General features: G+C 41.0%; 17 protein-coding genes. 10 read left to right on the plus strand and 7 right to left on the minus strand.

Annotated elements, in window-relative coordinates:
• The first annotated feature begins 1 nt into the window (after window position 1).
• The 3 genes from EJ995_RS00845 (at window position 2) to EJ995_RS00855 (ending at window position 4,849) form a co-directional block, all read left to right on the plus strand.
• Window positions 2-2,779 (plus strand): M56 family metallopeptidase, encoded by a 2,778-nt coding sequence (locus EJ995_RS00845; RefSeq protein WP_126444689.1) that lies wholly within the window; start codon window positions 2-4, stop codon window positions 2,777-2,779.
• 75 nt (window positions 2,780-2,854) lie between these two features.
• The gene (locus EJ995_RS00850; protein ID WP_126444691.1) at window positions 2,855-3,955 is read left to right on the plus strand and encodes a DUF4407 domain-containing protein; all 1,101 of its coding nucleotides are present in this window, start codon (window positions 2,855-2,857) and stop codon (window positions 3,953-3,955) included.
• A gap of 240 nt (window positions 3,956-4,195) precedes the next feature.
• On the plus strand, window positions 4,196-4,849 hold the full coding sequence (locus tag EJ995_RS00855; protein WP_126444693.1) for an O-methyltransferase: 654 nt from the start codon (window positions 4,196-4,198) through the stop codon (window positions 4,847-4,849).
• On the opposite strand, the gene EJ995_RS00860 is transcribed toward EJ995_RS00855, so the two are convergent.
• The 6 genes from EJ995_RS00860 to EJ995_RS00885 all read right to left on the minus strand — a co-directional run bounded on the left by EJ995_RS00860 (window position 4,832) and on the right by EJ995_RS00885 (window position 10,472).
• The gene (locus EJ995_RS00860) at window positions 4,832-5,404 is read right to left on the minus strand and encodes a phosphatase PAP2 family protein (protein ID WP_126444695.1); all 573 of its coding nucleotides are present in this window, start codon (window positions 5,402-5,404) and stop codon (window positions 4,832-4,834) included. The genes EJ995_RS00855 and EJ995_RS00860 overlap by 18 nt on opposite strands.
• Window positions 5,404-5,682, minus strand: a complete 279-nt coding sequence (locus EJ995_RS00865) for a Sec-independent protein translocase subunit TatA/TatB (RefSeq protein ID WP_126444697.1) — start codon at window positions 5,680-5,682, stop codon at window positions 5,404-5,406. Before EJ995_RS00865 ends, EJ995_RS00860 begins: the two co-directional genes overlap by 1 nt.
• A 38-nt stretch (window positions 5,683-5,720) precedes the next feature.
• Window positions 5,721-6,566, minus strand: a complete 846-nt coding sequence (locus EJ995_RS00870) for a hypothetical protein (RefSeq protein ID WP_126444700.1) — start codon at window positions 6,564-6,566, stop codon at window positions 5,721-5,723.
• A 68-nt stretch (window positions 6,567-6,634) separates the two neighbouring features.
• Window positions 6,635-8,935 (minus strand): M1 family metallopeptidase, encoded by a 2,301-nt coding sequence (locus tag EJ995_RS00875; RefSeq protein ID WP_126444702.1) that lies wholly within the window; start codon window positions 8,933-8,935, stop codon window positions 6,635-6,637.
• Window positions 8,936-9,002: 67 nt separating this feature from the next.
• Window positions 9,003-9,563, minus strand: a complete 561-nt coding sequence (locus EJ995_RS00880) for a DUF6702 family protein (protein ID WP_126444704.1) — start codon at window positions 9,561-9,563, stop codon at window positions 9,003-9,005.
• Between the two features lie 66 nt (window positions 9,564-9,629).
• The gene (locus tag EJ995_RS00885) at window positions 9,630-10,472 is read right to left on the minus strand and encodes a carboxypeptidase-like regulatory domain-containing protein (RefSeq protein ID WP_126444706.1); all 843 of its coding nucleotides are present in this window, start codon (window positions 10,470-10,472) and stop codon (window positions 9,630-9,632) included.
• 95 nt (window positions 10,473-10,567) lie between these two features.
• Here EJ995_RS00885 and pepE point away from each other — a divergent pair, with 95 nt between their 5' ends.
• From pepE to EJ995_RS00920, 7 genes are all read left to right on the plus strand, one after another.
• Window positions 10,568-11,281 (plus strand): dipeptidase PepE, encoded by a 714-nt coding sequence (pepE, locus tag EJ995_RS00890; RefSeq protein WP_126444708.1) that lies wholly within the window; start codon window positions 10,568-10,570, stop codon window positions 11,279-11,281.
• 32 nt (window positions 11,282-11,313) lie between these two features.
• The gene (locus EJ995_RS00895) at window positions 11,314-11,601 is read left to right on the plus strand and encodes a GNAT family N-acetyltransferase (protein ID WP_126444710.1); all 288 of its coding nucleotides are present in this window, start codon (window positions 11,314-11,316) and stop codon (window positions 11,599-11,601) included.
• Window positions 11,598-12,140 carry a GNAT family N-acetyltransferase gene (locus EJ995_RS00900; RefSeq protein WP_126444712.1) on the plus strand — a complete coding sequence of 181 codons (543 nt, stop codon included), beginning with the start codon at window positions 11,598-11,600 and terminating at the stop codon, window positions 12,138-12,140. Before EJ995_RS00895 ends, EJ995_RS00900 begins: the two co-directional genes overlap by 4 nt.
• On the plus strand, window positions 12,121-12,570 hold the full coding sequence (locus EJ995_RS00905; RefSeq protein WP_126444714.1) for a GNAT family N-acetyltransferase: 450 nt from the start codon (window positions 12,121-12,123) through the stop codon (window positions 12,568-12,570). Before EJ995_RS00900 ends, EJ995_RS00905 begins: the two co-directional genes overlap by 20 nt.
• On the plus strand, window positions 12,567-13,277 hold the full coding sequence (locus EJ995_RS00910) for a M15 family metallopeptidase (RefSeq protein WP_126444716.1): 711 nt from the start codon (window positions 12,567-12,569) through the stop codon (window positions 13,275-13,277). Before EJ995_RS00905 ends, EJ995_RS00910 begins: the two co-directional genes overlap by 4 nt.
• Window positions 13,277-14,038: a M48 family metallopeptidase gene (locus tag EJ995_RS00915; RefSeq protein ID WP_126444718.1), complete on the plus strand. Its 762-nt coding sequence runs from the start codon at window positions 13,277-13,279 to the stop codon at window positions 14,036-14,038. The genes EJ995_RS00910 and EJ995_RS00915 overlap by 1 nt, the downstream gene beginning before the upstream one ends.
• 136 nt (window positions 14,039-14,174) lie before the next feature.
• Window positions 14,175-14,552 (plus strand): hypothetical protein, encoded by a 378-nt coding sequence (locus EJ995_RS00920; protein WP_126444720.1) that lies wholly within the window; start codon window positions 14,175-14,177, stop codon window positions 14,550-14,552.
• A 282-nt stretch (window positions 14,553-14,834) separates the two neighbouring features.
• On the opposite strand, the gene EJ995_RS00925 is transcribed toward EJ995_RS00920, so the two are convergent.
• The gene (locus tag EJ995_RS00925; protein WP_126444722.1) at window positions 14,835-21,413 is read right to left on the minus strand and encodes an alpha-2-macroglobulin family protein; all 6,579 of its coding nucleotides are present in this window, start codon (window positions 21,411-21,413) and stop codon (window positions 14,835-14,837) included.
• Between the last annotated feature and the right edge of the window lie 50 nt (window positions 21,414-21,463).

Consider the following 21,463-nt stretch of genomic DNA (forward strand, 5'->3'; position numbering starts at 1 on the left):
AATGGAACAGCATCTTATAAATAGCTCTATTTGTCTGTTCAGCTTATGGCTGACTTATAAATTATTACTGGAAAATACCAGCTGGCATCGTTTCAAAAGATTTTATTTACTGGGTAGCGTGGTAGCTTCTGCGATAGTTCCACTTATTGTGGTGCGCACAATCGTTATACCGGTACAGATATATCAAACACCTGTGATACCAGAGTTTGAGTATGTTGAAACGACAGTAGCAGAAACTGGATTTCAAATAGATTGGATGATGGTCCTGATGGCCATTTACATTATCGGCACCTTGATCATGGCAACAAGGCTAGCGCTCAATCTACGCAATCTTAGAGTCCAACCAACGGACGAGATCACAGAATACAAAAACTATCAGCTTGTTCTTAGATCATTGATAGAAGTTCCGCATTCGTTTTTAAATAAGATTTATGCTTCCAGAAAAAACTATCATGCTGGCAGAATTCCTGAAGTAGTTCTAGATCATGAGAAAGCACATCTGGATCAAAAGCACAGTCTGGATATTCTATTTATAGAAGCCCTTATCGTCCTGATGTGGTTCAATCCGCTGGTGTATTTACTTAAATATTCGGTTAAACTCAATCACGAATTCCTAGCCGATCAAGCCGTGATCGCTGCAGGTGCTAACACACATCAATATCAAGAAACGCTGCTTGCATTTACCGCTGGCAAACAGCAACGAGCACTTGCCAACACCTTTAATTTTCCCATCATCAAGAAAAGATTTACCATTATGAAAACACAGACAAACCATACTGCTGGACTTTTGAGAAGTCTAGCCATTATTCCAGTTCTTGCTCTTCTTGTGATAAGCTGCGGTCAAGAAGAAACTGTCATGGAAACAGATGTCATCGAAGAAGAAAAATCTGAGGAATTAGACGAAAAATTTATTGTTATTGAAGCAAAAGCTAACGAAGGCGTCGTTTATGTAAAAGGTGTTGATTACAAGTATGTACGAGATGATGCCAAAATCAACTTCTATGATTCCGTAGGAAATAAAATTGACTTTGAAAATCAAGGGTATACCTTAATAGAAATAGAAGAAATCGATGAAGAAATCATTTATGAGCAAATTGATATTACAGCGAAAGAAATCAAAGAGTACGACAATCTAGCTCAAAAACACACCGCTGAACTAGAAGAAAAAGGAAATTCCATTTTTCTAGGAAAAGAGACTACGAGAATGCAAGCTCTTTGGCATAATATGAATACCCAACAAAAAGCCAAAGCAGAGCCATGGCCATATGTAGGTGTAGGTGATACCGAAGCCGGTGAAATCGCAGCGCCACCAGTACCTAAGAAAAATGATACTATGTTATCAGGTATGCCATTGTCCAATGGAGCCAAAATTATATATGCGCCAGTATCAATGCCTGCTTATGATTTCAATGCCAATTTTTATAATCAATCCGATTTAGCCAAACTCAGAAAACAATACGGTCAAAATCTTATAGCAATTACTGGTTACACGAACTATGAAGGAAATAGATATGAATATGCCGAAGATTACAAAGGCGGTACGTATTTCAATGAAAATATGGAAATGGTCGATCTTGAAAAAAAAGCTAGAGGCAAAATAATTCGCAAAACCATATTGCCACCACCGCCGCCACCGCCGATGCCATCTAATGCAAGCATCATTAAAGGTCTGAATAACGGTAGCATGAAGTTATTCATTAAAGGAAATCCTGCTAGCACAAGTGAGGCGGCACGCCTTCCAGAATCTTATAAGAATAATGAGATGTACATGAAACGTAAGAATGGCGTCTTAAATATTTATTTTGAAGGTGAATTAAACGATAAGGCCGCCACAGAGAAGATATCACCGCAAATAACTACCGATAAAGACAAGCAAACAGCAAGTATTCAAAACGGCTCATGGAAAGATGTGAAATACTTTCTACAATCAGGAACAGAAAGTACATCAGAGTCGCAAGCCAATGAAGATTACCAAAAAAGAATGGCATTTCTAAATTTAGCCGACAAACAATTAAAGCCAGTTAACTATACTATTGATGGCAGAAAGGTAAACCAAGCTCAAGTGAAGCAATTGATTGCAAGCAATAACTCGGTACCGTTCTCTTTGGTCACTGAAAAAGGTGATCAACATGAGCTAGCTTTCAAAACTTCGAATGAAAGAATATCAGCCACTGAGCTTCAAAAGATGTATTCGCGCTTATTTGAGACCGTAGATCTTAACAAGAATAGAAAACAGTTTGTACTTGTATCGTCAAATGCTACCACAAGACCTCAACAGGATACTCTTTACACGATTACCGATAAAGCCACAAATGAGAAGATGGATGTCAGATTTGTAAGAACAGAAGATCCCTACTCTTTTTATGAGCTTAATGGTGATAGAGGCGATGGTACTTTTATTCATAATGGCGTCAAATACAAATACAACATGCCCACCGACCTGAGCCTAGAACTTTTTGACGAGGATGGAAAAAAACTTACATCTGATCAAATCAAAAAGTTGAAATTAGTACTAACTCCTATCTGGAACAGCAAATCAGAAGAAAAAGTACTTAAAAATGACCCAGTAGTACGACAATATTTTGAAAATGGAAATGCCGTATTTTTCCATAGAGACGGCTATACAAACGATTATGCAGAAATGATCGCCTATGATTTTGGCGACACCTATATTCATAAATTCTTGGAACACGGCAAACTAAGAATTGACCTGATCCCATACAGCTGGAAAAAAACTAATCCAACATTGATTGACTTCTTTAAAAGAGATAATATTTAAACTGAGCGTAAACTCAAGTTCAAGTCTAATACCATTTCGTTTATCCGCACGTTATAGTCTTCTAATCAAGAGACTATGCAATCATTTTTCATCTTCTGCAGCGGCGCAGATGCAGACCTACTGGACCAGTGCAGTGCTGGCGAGCGCAACAAATATGCAGGTATAGGCGCCACGGTATTTTTTACGGCACTTATGGCGTTTTTTGCGGCTAGCTATGCGTTATTCACTGTATTTGATAGCTATTTAATTGCTAGTGCTTTTGGCTTGGTTTGGGGTTTGTTAATCTTCAATCTGGATCGCTATATCGTGAGCACGCTCAAGAAAAGTGACAGGAAAATTAATGAGATCTGGCAGGCGACGCCGCGCATTCTGCTGGCGATTATCATTGCCGTCGTCATTTCAAAACCGTTGGAGCTCAAGATCTTTGAAAAGGAGATCGATCAGGTGCTGCTGGAACAAAAGAATCAGTTGACATTAGCTAATCAGGAACAAGTTGGCTTGCTGTATGCTGGTGACGAGTTAGCTTTCGCGAAAGCTATACAAGAATTAAACAACGAAATTGCGACCAAGGAAGCGCAAGTCGAGCAACTATACAGCACGTACATCGCAGAGGCCGAAGGAACCGCAGGCACCAACCGCATAGGAAAAGGACCAGTTTATCAAGAGAAACGCGACAAACACGACGCCGCACTCGCTGAATTGACATCACTCAAAGCCATCAACGCAGCCAAAATTGCAGACCTTGAATCGCAGCTAGCACAACTGCAAACCCAAGAAGCCGAACAGCTTGCCGCAACGCAGCCCGTAATTGATAATTTTGATGGATTGATGGCGCGTATTGCTGCGCTCAACTCGCTACCGTTCTTGACTTCGTTCTTCATTTTTCTCTTGTTTCTAGCGGTAGAAACCTCACCAATTATTGCCAAACTACTCGCACCGCGCGGTGAGTATGACTACAAGCTAGCCGAGCGTGAGAACCTTGTAAAATCATGGGTGTTGCAGCAACAGTCACAGCAACAAATCCTCATGCAAACCGATCGTGAACTCAACAACCGAGTTTACAGCGACATCGCCGACGAGGACGAACTCTACCAGTACAAAAAGAAAACCGCACGCCAACTCATGCAAAAACAAGCCGATGCTTTCTATGAGAAGCAAAAACGTATTTTGGGGTAGATGGAGGATTAAGAGTGTGGAGTATGGAGTATGGAGTATGGAGTATGGAGTATGGAGTATGGAAACTGAACGATTCTTATGACATCTATGCTTAATTAAAGAACTCGTACTTGTCATGCTGAGTTCAGCTCAGCATCTTGCACAGTTTAAATTATACAATAAGCGTGGATTCATAAGCAACGCACATGTTCTATCACCGCAATGCTCTATCATCTTAGCCGCAAGACGTATCTTGCTACCATGTTTTTTCTACCTAAGGATCTTGATGATTACATAGTGCAGCACTCTCAGGACGAGCCGCAAATTTTGCAGGATTTGACACGCGAGACCTATCGCAAGGTATTGCAACCCATCATGCTTTCTGGCGCTTATCAGGGTCGCGTGTTGAGTATGATCTCACAGTTGCGCGCACCTAAACAAGTTCTAGAAATTGGCACATTCACGGGTTATTCCGCACTGTGTTTGATGGAAGGCATGCCCGATGGCAGTGAACTGCACACTATTGATATCAATGAAGAACTTGAGGATATGGCTGCTGGATACTTTGCACGCTTTCGCGAAAGCGAGAACAAAAACATCACCATCCACCAACATATAGGCGATGCAACTACCATTATACCATCACTGCAAGCTGGCTTTGATTTAGTCTTCATTGATGCAGACAAGCCTAACTACGTCAATTACTACCACCAAGTCATGGAAAAAGTGACATCTGGCGCCTTGATCATTACCGATAATGTCCTGTGGCACGGGAAAGTTGTGAAAGATGTAAAGCCTAAGGATAGCTCAACACCTATCCTATTAGAATACAACAAATTGCTTAAGGAAGATCCTAGATTACAAACTGTTTTGTTAAGCGTGCGTGATGGTTTGACACTAAGTCGAGTGCTGTAATTTCTGGAAAATTGCCACCATCGCTTTATAGAATAAAATCCCTAGAAGTAAGCCAACGAGCATGCCCACGATCACATCAAACGGATAGTGAACACCAACCATGATGCGCGATAAGGCAAACGTCAAGGGCCATAGGTAAAATAACAAATACCATCGTGACCAGCTGTATTTCCTAAGCAACAACACTACAAAAGTGGTCACTGCAAAGCTTACAGCACTATGACCAGACCAGAAGCTAAAGTTCTCTGGCATCTGGAATACATTGATGGCATCTACCAAAGCTGGTTCGTTATTAGGTCGCAGTCGTTGCACCTGATCCTTGACTACATTAGTAAGCCACAACGTGACGCTAGCAACAGTAAATACACCAAGAATGGAGGCTAGACCACGACGCCAACGCAGCTTGTAAATAAGTATAAAAAAGAAGAGCAAATAGAGCGGTATCCAATTCTCGATTTGCGTGACAAATAACCAAAACTCATTAAATCTACTAATAGGCAATCCATTGATAAACCTGAAGATGTCCTGATCGATCTGGACGAGTGATTCCCACATTAGCGCATCTTGCGTTTGATAGATCCAGATTCTTCTATCTGGTCTTTTACTTCCTCGATTTGTTGGGTAATCTTTTTAACGTCTTCATTGAAGCCGTGCTCCTCGGCACTTTTTGTGATCTCATTTTTTAGATCATCGGTAGCGTTACGCACTGTACTCATGGCCTTGGCAATACCACGGGCAATCTCTGGCAACTTGTCAGAGCCAAAGACCAATATAATCACCAGGCCGACGATCATCATCTCTGGCGTGCTTATAAAAAGTGGTAGTGAAAACATATTACAAATATACAATCTTGTATATCGCGGCACTATTTTTAGTCGGTGGACTGCGGTAGATAATTAAAATACTCTATGGTATTTTCAATACCATCAGCATCGTTAGTTTGAACCGTGCGGCTTATAGGGAACATACGATTATCAAGCTCATACTCGTACTCAATCGCTCGCTCCACAAATATGGTGCTTGAGGTGCGTACAACATCAATCCTGCGCGTGGGCAAATAACGTGTGTAAGGAACAAAATCTGGAAAGATCAAGAACCGTAAAACATCATTCATATCCCTAAAAGGATTGTTATTGAACACATAGACAAAATCAGAATATCGTTCTACGGTAAAACCATTTTCCGCTAGCTCATCGATACGTCTCACATTAAAATTCTCACTGTAATTGTATCGCAAATCGCTTACAAACTCTTCCTCATTATCATTCTCGTCTAGCGTTACCGTTCTTGCGCGGTCAATACGGTTTTGTAAATCAATTTCCAAGATCGTGCGTTGTCTATCGCCAGTAGGAAAGGTTTTAAGTACCGTTAGCTCGTTAGCATCATAGGAAATATCTTGGGTGATCGTTCCTTCATCATTTTGCTGCACGATGCGATTAAGTCTATTGTTAGCCGCGTATTCTAATGATACTGTTCTATCGTCCTCACCTCCAAATTCAATACTCTCAATTAAGTCGAGATCATTGTAGGACAAATCATAGGTCTGGAAGCTATTGGATTCTTCATCGTCACTCACGGCAATATCTGACAGGCGCACCAGATCATCTACTGGCTCTTCAATACCTACTTGATCATTTTCAAAATTATCGTCGCTATCGTCACAAGACATAAATATCCCAAGACATAGAACAATCGCTATAACGTGAATTGACTTCATACTTCTATAAACACAAAAAAGCCAGATTCATTGTGAATCTGGCTTCAAATTTATGGTTTAAAGAACGGTTAGTTCTTCATTTCCTCAAACTTATCTACTGTTGCTTCCTGCGGCCATGTGTTATTGGTCACGTCAACATCAGCAGTTTCTAGGTTAGGATCTATAACGATTTTTGTCACCTCTTTCATGGTGGCTTTACTTATAGTTACTTCCTTGTCATTGTATCTCCAGATTTCCGCTGGGTGCGTTACCATCTCTGTAGAGCCATCTGCATAAGTGTACTCAAGGATGATAGGCATCACCAATCCACCTGGCTTCTCAACAGTAACCTGATAGAAGTATTTAGGAGACTTCATCATACCACGTTCTTCTGGTGTGAAGTTGTCCATAAGGTACTCGTTAAGAGCCACAGCTTCTTCTTTAGGATCTTTTCCCTTGAGATTCTCATCAAATTCTTCACTGCCTTCTTTTACCATAAAAACTAACGGTGGTAAACGATCTAGTGGAATTCCTCTTTCTTCAGCGATTTTCTTAGTTTCTGCATTGATCTCATTGGAAACATAAAATCTATCAACCTCACCAATAGCCATATCTGTATATTGAGTTGTATAGAACCAGCCTCTCCAGAACCAGTCTAGATCAACGGCACTTGCATCTTCCATGGTGCGGAAGAAATCCTCAGGCGTTGGGTGCTTGAACATCCATCGCTGTGAATACGTACGGAATGCATAGTCAAATAAATCTCTACCCATGATTGTCTCACGCAAAATGTTCAAACCAGTAGCTGGCTTTGCGTAGGCGTTAGAACCAAATTGGTAGGTATTGATACCCTTTGTCATGATAGGTGCAATAAATCTTTGATCACCGCCCATGTAAGGAACGATGGCAGCTGCTGGGCCACGACGTGATGGATATTTGTCTAGATCTTGATCACCTTTAAGAGCCTCTGGATAGTTCTCTCCAAAATCCTGCTCTGCCACATACTGTACAAAAGTGTTCAAACCTTCATCCATCCATGTCCATTGACGCTCGTCACTATTCACGATCATTGGGAAATAATTATGTCCTACCTCGTGGATAATTACCGATATCATTCCATATTTAGTACGGTCAGAATAAACGCCGTTCTCGTCTGGACGACCATAGTTCCAGCAAATCATAGGATATTCCATCCCTTGATTTTTTGCATGAACTGATATTGCTTTAGGATAAGGATAGTCAAAGGTCATTCTAGAGTAAGACTCTAGTGTTTGCTTTACAGCATACGTTGACCACTGCTCCCATAAAGGATTACCTTCTGGCGGGTAGATAGAAACGGCCATGATGTCCTTTCCTCCTACTTTTACTGCCATCGCATCGGCGATGTATCTTCTTGAAGAAGTCCAACCAAAGTCACGTACATAATCAGCCTTGAGCTTCCATGTTTTAGTCGCTGTTGCATTTCCTTGAGCCATTTTTTCTGCTTCTTCTTGAGTACGCAGGATTACTGGCTTATCATAGCTTTTAGTTGCTTGCTCATAGCGGTTCATTTCCGTTTTTGAATAAACGTCTTTCTTGTTTTGGATAACTCCGGTACCGTCTAACCAGTGATCTGCAGGAACGGTGATGTTTACTTCAAACGTACCAAACGGTAGCGCAAACTCATCACGACCCCAGAACTGACTGTTTTGCCATCCTTCAACATCATTATAAACAGCCATACGTGGATAGAACTGTGCAATTACATAAGCTCTATTACCATCAGGGAACTCTTCATAACCACTACGGCCGCGACCGTCAACGTGGTTGTTTATGTTGTAATCCCATTCAATGTCAAATTCAAATGACTTGCCTGGCTTCAAGGTTTCTGGCAACTCCACTCGCATCATCGTTTGATTGATGGTGTAGGTAAGACCTTTTCCTTTGCTGTCAAGAACTTTGGTAATATTAAACCCACCATCAAAAGGCTCTTTCAAGAACGTGCTGGCAAAGTTTGACGGTGTCGTCGCAGACGGTACACCACTTCCTTCAATCAAAGGTGATTTAGAATCCTTGGCACGTACGTTTTGATCTAGTTGTACCCATAGGTAATCTAGATTGTCTGGTGACTTGTTAGTATAAGTGATCGTCTCATAACCGTTGATGTGATGATTTGCATCATCCAGTTTGATATCCATCTTGTAGTCAGCACGCTGCTGGTAATACATAGGACCTGGCGCTCCACTCGCGCTGCGGTACTGGTTAGGAGTTGAGAATTCCTGATACAGTTGACGGAATTTGTTCTCATTGGCATGTTCCTTAGCAGGCTCTTCTTGCTTCTCTGCTTCCTGTGCAAAGGAACCGTAAGAAACAAGCATCATTCCTAGAAACAGAAATTTAATTGCTTTCATGTAAATATTTAATTTTTGACTAATGGGTGCTAATTTAAGAATAAAGAAATCGTTGTAGGTATCAAACCTAAAACTTTACCTGATCCACAGGCGTATCCTTTGAATTGAGCAAGCTTTTGCGCTTGTCGTGTAATTTAAAATGTACAAGGTTTTTTTGATCTGGAAATAGCTCAAACAGCGCCTTATAACTCAGCTCAACTGTATTCGGCTCTCTAGCTACGGGTAATTCTATGTAGAGTAGTATCTGGTCTGCATCATATTCTGCGCCAATTACCTTGGGATCTATGTCCTTGCCGTCAATGGATGCCGTGAGGCGCTTAGGAATATATTTTTGAAATAGGGCTAGTTGTGACGGCAATGTTTCTGGGTTTCCTAGAATGACTTCCGTTCCAGTTCGAGCTTCCAGCACGTCCTGAAAATCATCAATAAAGAATCTGGATACCATTTGCAGCGCTCCAGCCTTCTCACTGTATGCTACATTAGATACTGATAGATAGTATTTGTGGTCTGTGGTGTTTATGCTTTCGCGAAAGCGTAACTCCAACAAATCAACGTCTTCATGAGTAGAATTGTCAACAGGAATGGCCATACCGACAAGTGCGATCAAACCAAGAAAAAATAATTTCATAGAATATTAATTACTGGCGCAAAATAAGCGCAGTACTGCTAGCTGCAAAAAGGATGCCTTACTCTTTTACTTCTTTTCCAGCGCGATATCTGGATCACGTGATTTGAAGATCGTTGCAGTATCATCAAGAAACTTGAGTAATTCCAGCTCATTTTGAGACTCTAACATATCTCTATCAAGCCCACGTTCCTGTGCAAAAACCATGAATTCATACAAGTGCTTTTCCTTGATTTGTAAATAATCTACCAGATAATCCTTGTCATATTTGTTCTTGAGAAGTACCTCTTTAAACTGTGTTCTCTTTGAGGACAAATCGATATCAGCCGTGGCGGCATCATTATTAGTCAAAGCAGATCCTAGTACGCCCAGCAATAAACCTACGGCATTGAACATATTGAATCTAGGCTGGCTTTGCATAAATGCCTCCTTGCGTATGGTATAATCTTCTGGTTGTCGCACTCTATCTGAAAAGGTGTTCTCTACTCGATCGATACCTGCAATCCTGATGTTGCGCTCGCTTACCTCATCAATACCTAGATCAAGGTCTTCTACACGCACAACATCTACAATCATGGATTGATCCTCGATGATCACCTCATCTAGAACGTTCACACCTTCATTAAGAGTAAGCTCAGTCGTGCCTCGTTTTACAGTAGCCTCACTTATGGTTAGAACAAACGGCTTGAATTGCACCGCTTGAAATGCCAGCTTATCACCAGCACGCACATCGATGTAAAAAACACCTAGCTCGTTGGTGACGGTACCTTCCAGGGTATTGTTATTAAACACGGTTATTCCATCAAGTGGATCCTGCGTATTTGTCAATATGCTGCCTTGCAACTGTGTGCGTTCAACTTGAGCGATAGCTGTCGTAGCAAACAGCACTAGTATTATCCACAGGTATTTCATAATGATGAGCGATTTGTATTAATATAAAGTTATAAAGAGGCGCGTCAGCATTTTGCCTGTTTATTGTTAAATACCTTTGAGCAAAGTCACATTTTATGCGCGACATGATCATAGCCAGCACCTCAACACTGCACGGCGGTAAGTATCTGGAGTATCTGACTAGCGTTCTTGTAAAAAGATTAAAACGCGTGGATGCTAGCCAGTTGCTATTCATACCATTTGCCAGACCTGGCGGCATATCACATGATGATTATACGTCAAGAGTGCGCGAGGTATTATTGCCGCATGACATTGAAGTTGTAGGATTGCATACTCAAAAGGACCTTATCACAGCTGTGCAAAATGCCAAAGCCATTTTTACTGGCGGCGGCAATACATTTCAATTAGTTAAGATGCTACACGAGTATCAACTGCTTGCGCCACTGCGCCAGGCGATTTATTCAGGCACCTTCTATTTGGGAACTAGTGCTGGCAGCAATATTTGCGGGCTTAACATGCGCACAACAAATGATATGCCTGTGGTACAGCCAGCTTCTTTCAAGACAATTGGTGCGATAGGTTACAATATCAACCCGCATTATCTAGATCCTGATAAAAATAGCAAACACATGGGCGAGACGCGAGAGCAGCGTATTGCAGAGTTCCATATCTACAACAACATTCCCGTGGTAGGTTTGCGAGAAGGCAGTTATATCGACGTGCAAGGTGATCAAGAAATACTGCGTGGCGAGCTAGATGCACGCATTTTTGAACAAGAGAAAAACCCATATGAAGTAGCGCCTGGATACGATTTTGCCAGCCTTGCTTAATTCCACTAACTTTAAACGATAACCACACCATCATGAAACTAGACGATATACAACACAAACAAAACGACAGGCGCGGTATCTTCTATTATAAAAAAGAAGATCACACCGTTGCGGAACTTACCTATTCCCTAGAAGATGATGTGATGGTGATTGATCATACTGAGGTGGATACCAAGCTAGAAGGAAAGGGAATGGGTGCCAAAATGGTTGAGAAGAGTTACGCTTTCGCGAAAGCTAACAACTACAAGATTAATCCACTATGTCCATTTGCCGAGGTAGTTTTTGACCGCAATCCAGACTGGAGCAGCGTGCGCGTATGAACCTAGCATATGAGACAGATCGATTGTTGATGCGTCCATACAAATTAAATGATGCGCCTTTCTTGTTTGAGATGAACAACGATGCTGAGGTCATGAAATACACGGGTGATGTTTCATTTGACAACTTGCTAGACGCAGAAGAATATTTGACCGATTACACTGAAAACCCAAAAGGCCAAGTCAAAAAATACGGCATGGGCAGGTTTGCAGCAATAGAAAAAAATACAGGAGATTTTATAGGAATTTCAGGAGTAAAAATTCACGAGGCATCGCAAATATGTGATCTGGGCTACCGATTACTTAAGAGACATTGGGGAAAAGGATTTGCTACTGAGATGGCTGCGGCATCTCTCAAATTTGGTTTTGAAATATGTAAGCAGCAGGAAATTGTTGCTCACGTTCATGAATACAATTTGGGATCACAGCGAGTAGTCGACAAACTGGGATTTACACTAGCCCATAGATTTTTATGGGATGGGCAATTACCTGGACGCTATTATACCATGACAAGAGAACAATATGACAATCAAAGAAATTGAGGCTATAGAAACATATAGCGTGCGACATCCGGTTTTGCGCACTGGACGACCTGTAGAAACATGCAAGATGGATGGTGACGATCTAGAAAGCACCATTCATTTGGGTGCTTATGATGGTGATTTGCTTGTTGGCGTGACCACATTGCTACTCGACTCAATTGCAGAATTAGATTACCTAAACCATTCCAAAGAAAAAACTTACCGCATGCGTGGCATGGGCGTACTTGCCAACCAACAAGGAAATGGTATTGGAAGAAAAATCGTAGAACATGCCGAAAACTTATTACGCGATAATGGGATCAAATTGCTATGGTTCAATGCTCGTATCGTTGCCATACCATTTTACTTGAAATTGGGCTTTATCAAATACGGTAACCAGTTTGATGTGCCCAATGTTGGGCCTCACTATAATATGTATAAAGAATTATGAGATCATTGTTGCTATTACTGTTTTCATGCACGGTTATGACTCAAGCTCAAATGAATGTTGACGATCTGACTGGCCTTGCCGCAAACCCGGCCAATAAATTGGAGCAACTAACGCAGCTCGCACTAGACAAAATCACTGCTGCGGCTGCAAAAGAAGGTATCAAGATCCAGCTGGTATCTGGTTACCGTAGTTTTGCTAGACAGCGTTCTATATGGAATCGCAAATACAAACGCTACCAGTCTCAAGGACTTGAACCTGATGCAATCTTTGATAAGATCGTGGAATATTCGACCGTGCCTGGAACATCAAGACATCATTGGGGTACTGATGTAGATCTTATTGATGGCAATGCGACTTATTCCGGCGATGTTCTAGTTCCCGATAAATTTCACGGCGACGGTCCTTTTTGTGAATTCAAGGACTGGATGGAAGCGCATGCTAGTGATTATGGTTTTGAATTAGTTTATACCAATGCTGGAAATCGCTCAGGTTTCAAATATGAGCCTTGGCATTATAGTTATGCACCCGTATCTAAAGATTATCTAGAGATCTACAATGAGAAAATGGAGTTTGTAACCTTCCTAAGATCACAAGACATCATGGGAATGAATGATATTAGTGACGATAGATTACTGCGATATTTTAAAGAACATATTAATGGTGTAAATCCCAGTTTGAAAACTACAACTACAAAAAGAAAAGAATAATGAAACGAGGCGGCAAAATCAGAATATTCATAGGACTAGCGATAGTCTTATTTGCTCTATATCAATATTACTCTAGTGCGACGACTAATGAATTTACAGGCGAGAAACAGTATGTGGACCTAACTACCGAGGAAGAAATTGCGCTAGGACTTCAGGCAAAACCCAGCATGATGCAACAGCACGGTGGCTTACTTCAAGATATCGAGGCTCAAGCGCTAGTAGATCAAGTAGGTGCTCGACTTATACAAAGTTCTATAGCTAGTGATACCGATTACAATTGGGAATTTCACTTACTGGCAGATAGTCAAACGATTAATGCATTTGCACTACCTGGCGGACAATGTTTTATCACCGCAGCCATGTACAACCAGCTTGAAAATGTGGATCAGCTAGCTGGCGTTATGGGTCATGAAATAGGTCATGTTATCGCTCGCCACAGCGCAGAGCGACTAGAACAACAGAAACTATCACAAGGACTGGTTACAGGCGCATCAGTTGCTGTTGAAGGTGGTGGACAAATGGCAGCTGCCGTGACTCAAATGGTCAATATGAAGTATGGTCGTGAGGACGAATTGCAAAGTGATGATCTAGGTGTGAAAATGATGATGGATGCAGGATTTGATCCATACGAAATGGTAGGTGTGATGGAAATCCTAAAAGCAGCTGGTGGGCCCAACCGCACACCAGAATTTCAAAGCACGCATCCAGATCCTGATAATAGGATTGAAAAGATCAAAGAATCGATAAGGAAATATCAGTAGCTCGCTCGATTAAGTATTAAGTATTAAGTATTAAGTATTAAGTATTAAGTAAAGATGCCTTTTTTAGTGAAGTCCGGAACTATACTTTCATCTCAACCAAGATTTAAATTTAAGTTTCAATTTAATCGTTGAAATAATGATCGCACTTAGAATTGTTTACATTTTAAACATCATCGTGGCAGGACAAATAGCTTATTCAGCTATGTTCAACCCTAAGAATGCTGCGCTTACGACCTTTAGTAATTCCTATCCTGCAACAGATATGATTAGATTAGTAGGTTGTTTGTGGGCAGCGATTACAATTTTATCCATTCTAGGTTTGTGGAAACCCTTTACATTTTCTCCTGTTCTATTACTTCAAGTCATTTATAAAGGATCCTGGCTATTGCTGGTGGCTTTACCGGCCTATCGCAACGACATTCCATTTCCTAAAGCGATGGCGATCTTTTTTATCGTTTGGGTGATTGCTTTGCCCTTTGTTATACCTTGGAAAATTTGGTTTGCATCAAGCTAGTAGAAAAACTGTTCAAGTCTAGTCGAGAACTACCTCTGGAAAGAGATCTCAAATTCCAGGCTCTAAATCTCATTAAGTCAATATCGAGCAACAGTCCACATATGGTTGAACCAAAGAAAATTCTCCGCTTTTCGACTGCACTACGACTTAGCTCAGTGATCATCGCCCTAAGTGGTTGCTGTAATAAAATCATTTTGCCTCACAGCTCATCACTCCTAAGTCATAAGTCATAAGTCATAATTAATTAACTGACTGCTCCACTAAAAGACTTAAAGACAAGCCTTACTCCTCAATCACCACTCTTATTCCTTCGCTATGACTAGAATATTCAGGTGCATACATGCATTCAAGTTGCGTGATACCGTTTGAGAATTGACCAGCGTTGTACGCACGTACATCATATTCAAAAACATAAGTTCCAGGTCTTAATTGATCAAAAAAGAAATTCGTCGCCACATCTTTAGTACTTTGATAGTAACCTAGACCATCATGATATTTGTATTTAGAAAGCACATCTACTGGTTCAAATCCACTGGCGCGCATGTCCTTGAGATGCACAAAATCAAGATCTTTTGTGCTGCGTATTTCTATGCGTACTGTAATCAAATCGCCTATCGTTAACGGATCATTTGCTGTAATAGGGATTAACTTTTGACCAGTATCTGTATTTATTTTTTTGAATAGTTTTTTCTTGACAGACATCGGTAAATCATCATCTATAGTGATTTTGTCTAGATTTTCAAAATATTGCCAGTACAAACCACCGTAACTTGGTACCTCGCTTTTATTCTTAACCTCAACAGTGGCATAATCTGGTGTTACCGCCTTATCATTCAAAGACACTTTAAAGTATCCTGTTCCAGCCTCTTTTTGCACGGCATTCATCAAGGAATCTGGGATTGCTTTTCCTGCCCATTTTATCTGTGTGTTTTCCTTGACGTCTAGCCATTTGTTTCCTTGTAGCAACAGTGCGTATGTCGCATCAGCTGTGGCTTTGGTAGATTTCCAGCGATTGGGACGCTTATTTTGCAGCAACCATACTTTCAACTCTTCTACCTCTTTTTTATCACGATCCAACTCAGTAAATACCTCGATGGCCAGTGCCTGTGTCTCGATATCGCTGCTGTACCAGTTGTAGCCGTTGGTATTCTCTTTCCAGTACATTCCGTTTTCTGGGCTGTTGACGGCTGTTTGAGGCAGTCCTTCCACGATTTTTTGGGCGAGTTGCTGCTGCCCATTACGGTACAAGCTTATCGCCATCAACAGTTGCTGGTAGATGGATTGAGAGCTGTATGAGGATTTTGCTTTCGCGAAAGCTAACTCACGACCATCTTTCAACAAACCAGACAAGCTGTTGTCATTGCCAAAACTGCGAGCGTACTGGTAGTGCCAGTAACTCATCCCAAAGTTGAATTTGTCCAACGTCTTATTGTTTCTCAAGTGGCGTTCAAAGCGATCTTTCCAATCCTTGTCCAGCGCCTTGATGGCATTGTTGTACATACGATCAGTCTGTGGGCGATCGCCATCATTGATGTTGAGTTGGTTCAAATGACCAATGCCGGCGGCGATGTGACGCGTGATGTATTCACTCTTGCTACCACCAGAAAACCATGGGAAATAACCGCTAGATAGCTGTTTTGCCTCAAGTTGGGCAAGAATTTTCTTTTTCTCTCGAGCGGTTTTATCTAGATCAAAAAGTGTGGCGAGTCGCTGCTGTTTTTCAGCCTCTGATTGTGCGTCACGCAACCATGGCGTATGTGCGAGAATGATGGATTTGAGTTCCTCGTTCTTCTCAAGATTACTCTTGAGGCCGTCGTTTGCAGCCCAACTGTCAAAAACATCCTTGACCTTAGGATTGCTATTGAGAACATGCGCGGCTACGGAGTTTGCATAGAATCGCGAAAAAGTCTGCTCTGCACACTCGTGCTCATATTCCATAAGATAAGGAAGCGACTTGATGGCGTACCACGATGGATTTGAGGTGTACTCAAAAGTCAGCTGGTGGTTTGCTCGTGTGCTGGAAGTGGTGTTAGCCAACTTATCCATGGTCACGCTTGCCGTCTCGCCCGAGCGCACCCATAAAGCTCTAGATTCCGTCACCAGCATGCGATTGGTGAGCACCGGTAGCGTGTTTTCCTCACCATCAGAGAAATTTCCAGCCGTTGCTAGAACTCGGTACGTGACTGCTTGTGTGCCGATAGGCACGTGAAACGTCCAGTCAACGCTGGCGTTGCCATTTATAGGTGCGTCAAAATTCTTGACGCTTTTGTTGTTGCCTAGCTTTTCATCAATAGGTTGCATGGTGATGGCATCAAATAACTGCAAGGTTGCTTTACCGTTCATGATTTTGCCGGACAGATTGGCAATTTTGGTACTAAACCTAATTGTGTCAGTTTCCCGTAAAAATCGCGGCGGATTAGGAACTAGACTTAGCTCTTTTTGGGTACGCACCAATCCTTCAAACTGTGCCGTTTGCGCCTGTTTATTATGAGCAAACAATCTAAACTTCCATAAGGTCAAGGCCTCTGGCGATGTAAAACTAAACTTGAGATTTCCGTCTTTATCAGTATATAATTCTGGTAAGAAGAAAGCCGTTTCATTTAGATTTTTGCGGACTTCTATTTGCTGGAATGCGGCAGCTTGATTTGCAAGATCTGCTGCGGTGACACCTTCCTTTGTGCTTATGATAATGACGCCGTTTGATCCACGACTACCGTAGATCGCTGTCGCGCCTGCGTCTTTGAGAACTGCGACTTCTTGGATGTCATTGGGATTTAACGCCTTGAATGTAGCTTCATCAACTATTTTACCGTCGACGATGTATAATGGTTCTGCTGAACCATTTAAACTTGCTGCACCTCTTATTTTGACCATGGAATTAGCACCAGGTTGTCCAGAAGAAGTTATAATTTCCAGCCCAGCTACTTGACCCTGTAAGGCAGACTCGGCCTGAACTTCTTCCATGTCACTCGATATAGTTGTGCTAGCAACGTTTGACATTCGCCTGCTTGTTGTTCTATAGCCAGTGACTACAACAGCTTCTAATGAAGCGCTCAAAACTGCATTTTGTACTAATGAGCCAGCAGTTATCGTTTTTTCATCATAACCGCTAAATGTATATTCTATGGTATCTCCAATATTGGCTTTAATCTTATAATTCCCATCAAAATCTGTGGTAACAGAATCATCATTGCCACTCACGATTACGGTGGCTCCTAATATTGGTTCACCACTAGCATCTGTAACCTTACCAACTATGAAACCAATTTCTGGTTTGAAGTTTATAAATTTTCTCTGAATTCCTCTTTTGTAATTGCCATAATAGTAATCGAAGTTCTCGAAACTTAAACCATGAAGATTAAAGGATTCCCTATCATCGTTAAGTGTAGGCTTAGGATTCTGTAAAAAGTGATAGAAGACATTAATCGATTGTGAAGCCAGCAAGCTTCTAGGCTTTTCAATTTCAAGTACACCTGCATAATTATAAAGACCTATACCTCGCCATGCTTTGGTAGCAAACTCGTCAAGACTCTTATCATACATACTGGCAAGAACCTCAGCTTGCATGCTGGTTTTATCTTGATCTTTTATGGTAAATGACCATTCTTCTGGCTCGCCTGGATAAAGCTTTTGTCTAAAGGTTTGTGTTGCAATGGTAAATTGCTGTCGTGGCGCGACAGGTTTGGTAACTTCAAATTGCTGGCTTGTAAATTGTCCTAGCTTTTGCACACTGTATTGAAACTTCAACGTTCTCCCATTGATGTTTTTCATCGGGAAACTCATCGTGGTCTTACCGTTGTTCAAATAAATCCAACGAGTATCAATTACTTTTTTGAGATCATAGGTTGTCAAATACATGAACACACCATCAGCCGACGTATAAAAATCAACGACAGCTTGATCATCGTTGTAAATAGCACTATGAGTTACAATTGATGGTTGTGCCGGCCGGTCTTTATTTGCCCATATCTCTACGTCTCGTTTTTCATCTACAAAATCTTCTTCTTTTTCCAGACTCAGGTTGTTGTCTGCTTCTACTGCTTTAGCGTATAGAATGTAGGTGCCATTTTTCCATTCTCTAGTGATCGGTAATTCAATCGTTGCTAAGGAATCAGTGGTAGTAGTTTTTTTGAAAAGTATAGGTGCGTCTTTCCAGTCTTCTAGTTGCTCTTCTTTTCTCAATTCTGCATATGGGAACATTTTACGATATTCCTCAACAGATAATTCATGGAATTTTGCATCATTCAATTGATCCTCGATAACGACGTGATCAGCTGCTGATGATCGGCGCACCTGCAATTCAATATTTGCTTTTACAACTTCACCATTGAGGTTTTGTGCTTGAAGTTTTACGGTATTATTTTCTACCGATATAGGTCCTTGCACTAACATTTTAATCTCGATAGGCTTCTCACCTACTCGCACGCCGGTATATGCTTTTCTAGTCTCGCCGTTGACATCAGTTACCGACACGTCAATCGTATAATTGTAGATCAGGTTTCTCAGGTCTACATCATTGGCTATTTTCTCACCTGATTTGAAAGTGATGTCAAATTTTCCAGAGGCATCGGTAGTGATAGTATCAGTTGCAATAATGGGATCTGGCTCATGAGAATAAGTACGTCTCAAGTATGGAATATTATCTGAATCTGGTACATTATGAATCGCTTGAGTGACATTATATATTACTTGAGCGCCAGTAATATTACTACCTAACAGTGCCTTTGCTTTTCCCGTTACCGTAACTGAGTCACCAAAAACATACGTCTGGGTTACCGGTTCAAATTCTGTCTTAAAGCGAGGACGTTTGTATTCCTCAACTTTGAAAGAAACGTAACCAGCGTCAAAATCATCAATGAGATCCCAATAAGAATCCTCATCATCATAATCTATATCTATGGAAAATGAACCCGTCAATCCATCTTCAGGAAGTATAAATGAGCCGTTGACACTACCGAATTCATTGGTTTCAACTGCTGTCTCAAAAACTTCATCACCAGAGGCATTATCAACTGTCACAGTTAATTTTTTGTTTGATACAACTTTGGATTCACCATTCTTGTTTTCTACGAGAATGCTTTTGTAGTAAACTTTTTGCCCTGGTCGGTAAATGGCTCTATCTAGGTAGGTGTAGACTTTTACATTTCGGTAATCACTTTCTCTGTATTTACTAAAATAACCACGACTCAATGAAGTCCTTACCGTGTCACCCTGGTTAATGGCTTCCAGCGAATATTGATAATACCGTCGAGGTAATGTGAAATCTACCTGACCATTTTTATCCGTTTTACCATGGAAGGATGTATAACTCTTATTGCCTCTGTAAATGTTATATGAAACGTTAGTAAGTGGTTTTCCTGTGTTTCTTGAGGTAGCGGTGATGGTAGTTTGATTACTTGTCATACTAGTCGTCAAGGCGATATCAGTTACCTTCAATACAGAACCCGCTTTCATTTTCTTTTGGTCATTGGCATTTAAAAGGACTAAGTATGTTCCCATATCCATTCCAGACAACGCAAACTCATAGGTATGTAAAAACGTATCATCGCCTTGTGGCAAATTCAATTTCTTGATTTGAGCAAAATTATTTTTCTCACGCGCCTTTTGAAAATATGCGTTGTGAATAGAATCTCTATTTCCTTTGATGCGGTCAAAATCGTGTGGTACCCTGATAAAATAGACGGTTGCGTGGGTTACGTTTTGGTAACTAGTTACACCTCTATAAGGTTGATTAGGCAATACGTTTTGTTGCAGCTGTGTACTTAATTTAGGTGCGTAGATGATGGATAGCAGATTAGTGCAATTCACGCTACCCAAGGTTTCTGGATATTTCTCGATTGCGGATTTTGCAAGCTTAATGGCATTGGTACGATAGGCTTTTTGTTCTTCTGTCTCACCATTCTTAGAAACCGTATAATAATATTGTGCTAGGCTATATTGCAACAATGTCACCTCTGGCACCGCAGCGTATTCATAAATGAGGTGTTGAATACCGTTCTCAAATTCTGCAATTTCTTGACTGCTGCTTATTTGTGATCGAGCATAATTGAATCGTTCATTGATAATTGATAAAAATGGTGCCGTTTCCTTACGTTTTTTGTGCAGCTGTTCTAGTTGGGCATATAATCGCAGGACATCATATTTACTGTAAATTGTGTCGTTTACTGGCCTTTTAAGATTCAGTATCTCTTGAGTAGGCAGGAAGGCGTTTGAAACTGTAAGAGTGAACGCGTCCTTAGGCATTGTGATTCCGTAAGCACTGGTTTTGTAAAATTCCAGCGCTTCTTGCGCGAGAATATCCAGCAAACTAGGTCGATACTTGCGTGATAGCGGATTGATATTCATGATCACATCATAATCGCCGGCAGGAACTTTGGCCAGCTTGTCTGATTTTTCAAGTGACGCTTGAAATAAATCAGAAAGTCGAGCATAAAATGTCTTGATATCCCACGTCTTAAAATCATCTCCAGCATCATCCATGGCTGTGCGGTTATTGATGCGATAACGATTTGCCGTCAAGTATTGCTCTAACAATTGTGCCTTGAGCGAGATGTAAATATTGCTTTCTGGAAACGAGCTTCCATCAATTTGCTTATCAAGCTCATTAATGATGTTTACTTGAGCATTTTCTACATTGATCAATTTGAATTTTGATCTAAACAAAAAGACTTTGATCAATTGAGCATCGTCATTTTTGCGGTTGGCTTTCTTGTAGATGTTGTCTAATATCTCACTGGCGTCAGTGATATTATTCTCAACTTCAAGCTTCTCGACTTTACGCCACAACTCGTTATAATCCTGCGCTATTACAGCATTAATTCCACAAAGTAACACAACCAGACCTGCAATAAAATTTCTCATAAACAACACTTAACTTTTAAAAATACTCAATCTCACGATGAACTGTCAAT

Source organism: Nonlabens ponticola (assembly GCF_003966335.1).
GTDB lineage: Bacteria > Bacteroidota > Bacteroidia > Flavobacteriales > Flavobacteriaceae > Nonlabens > Nonlabens ponticola.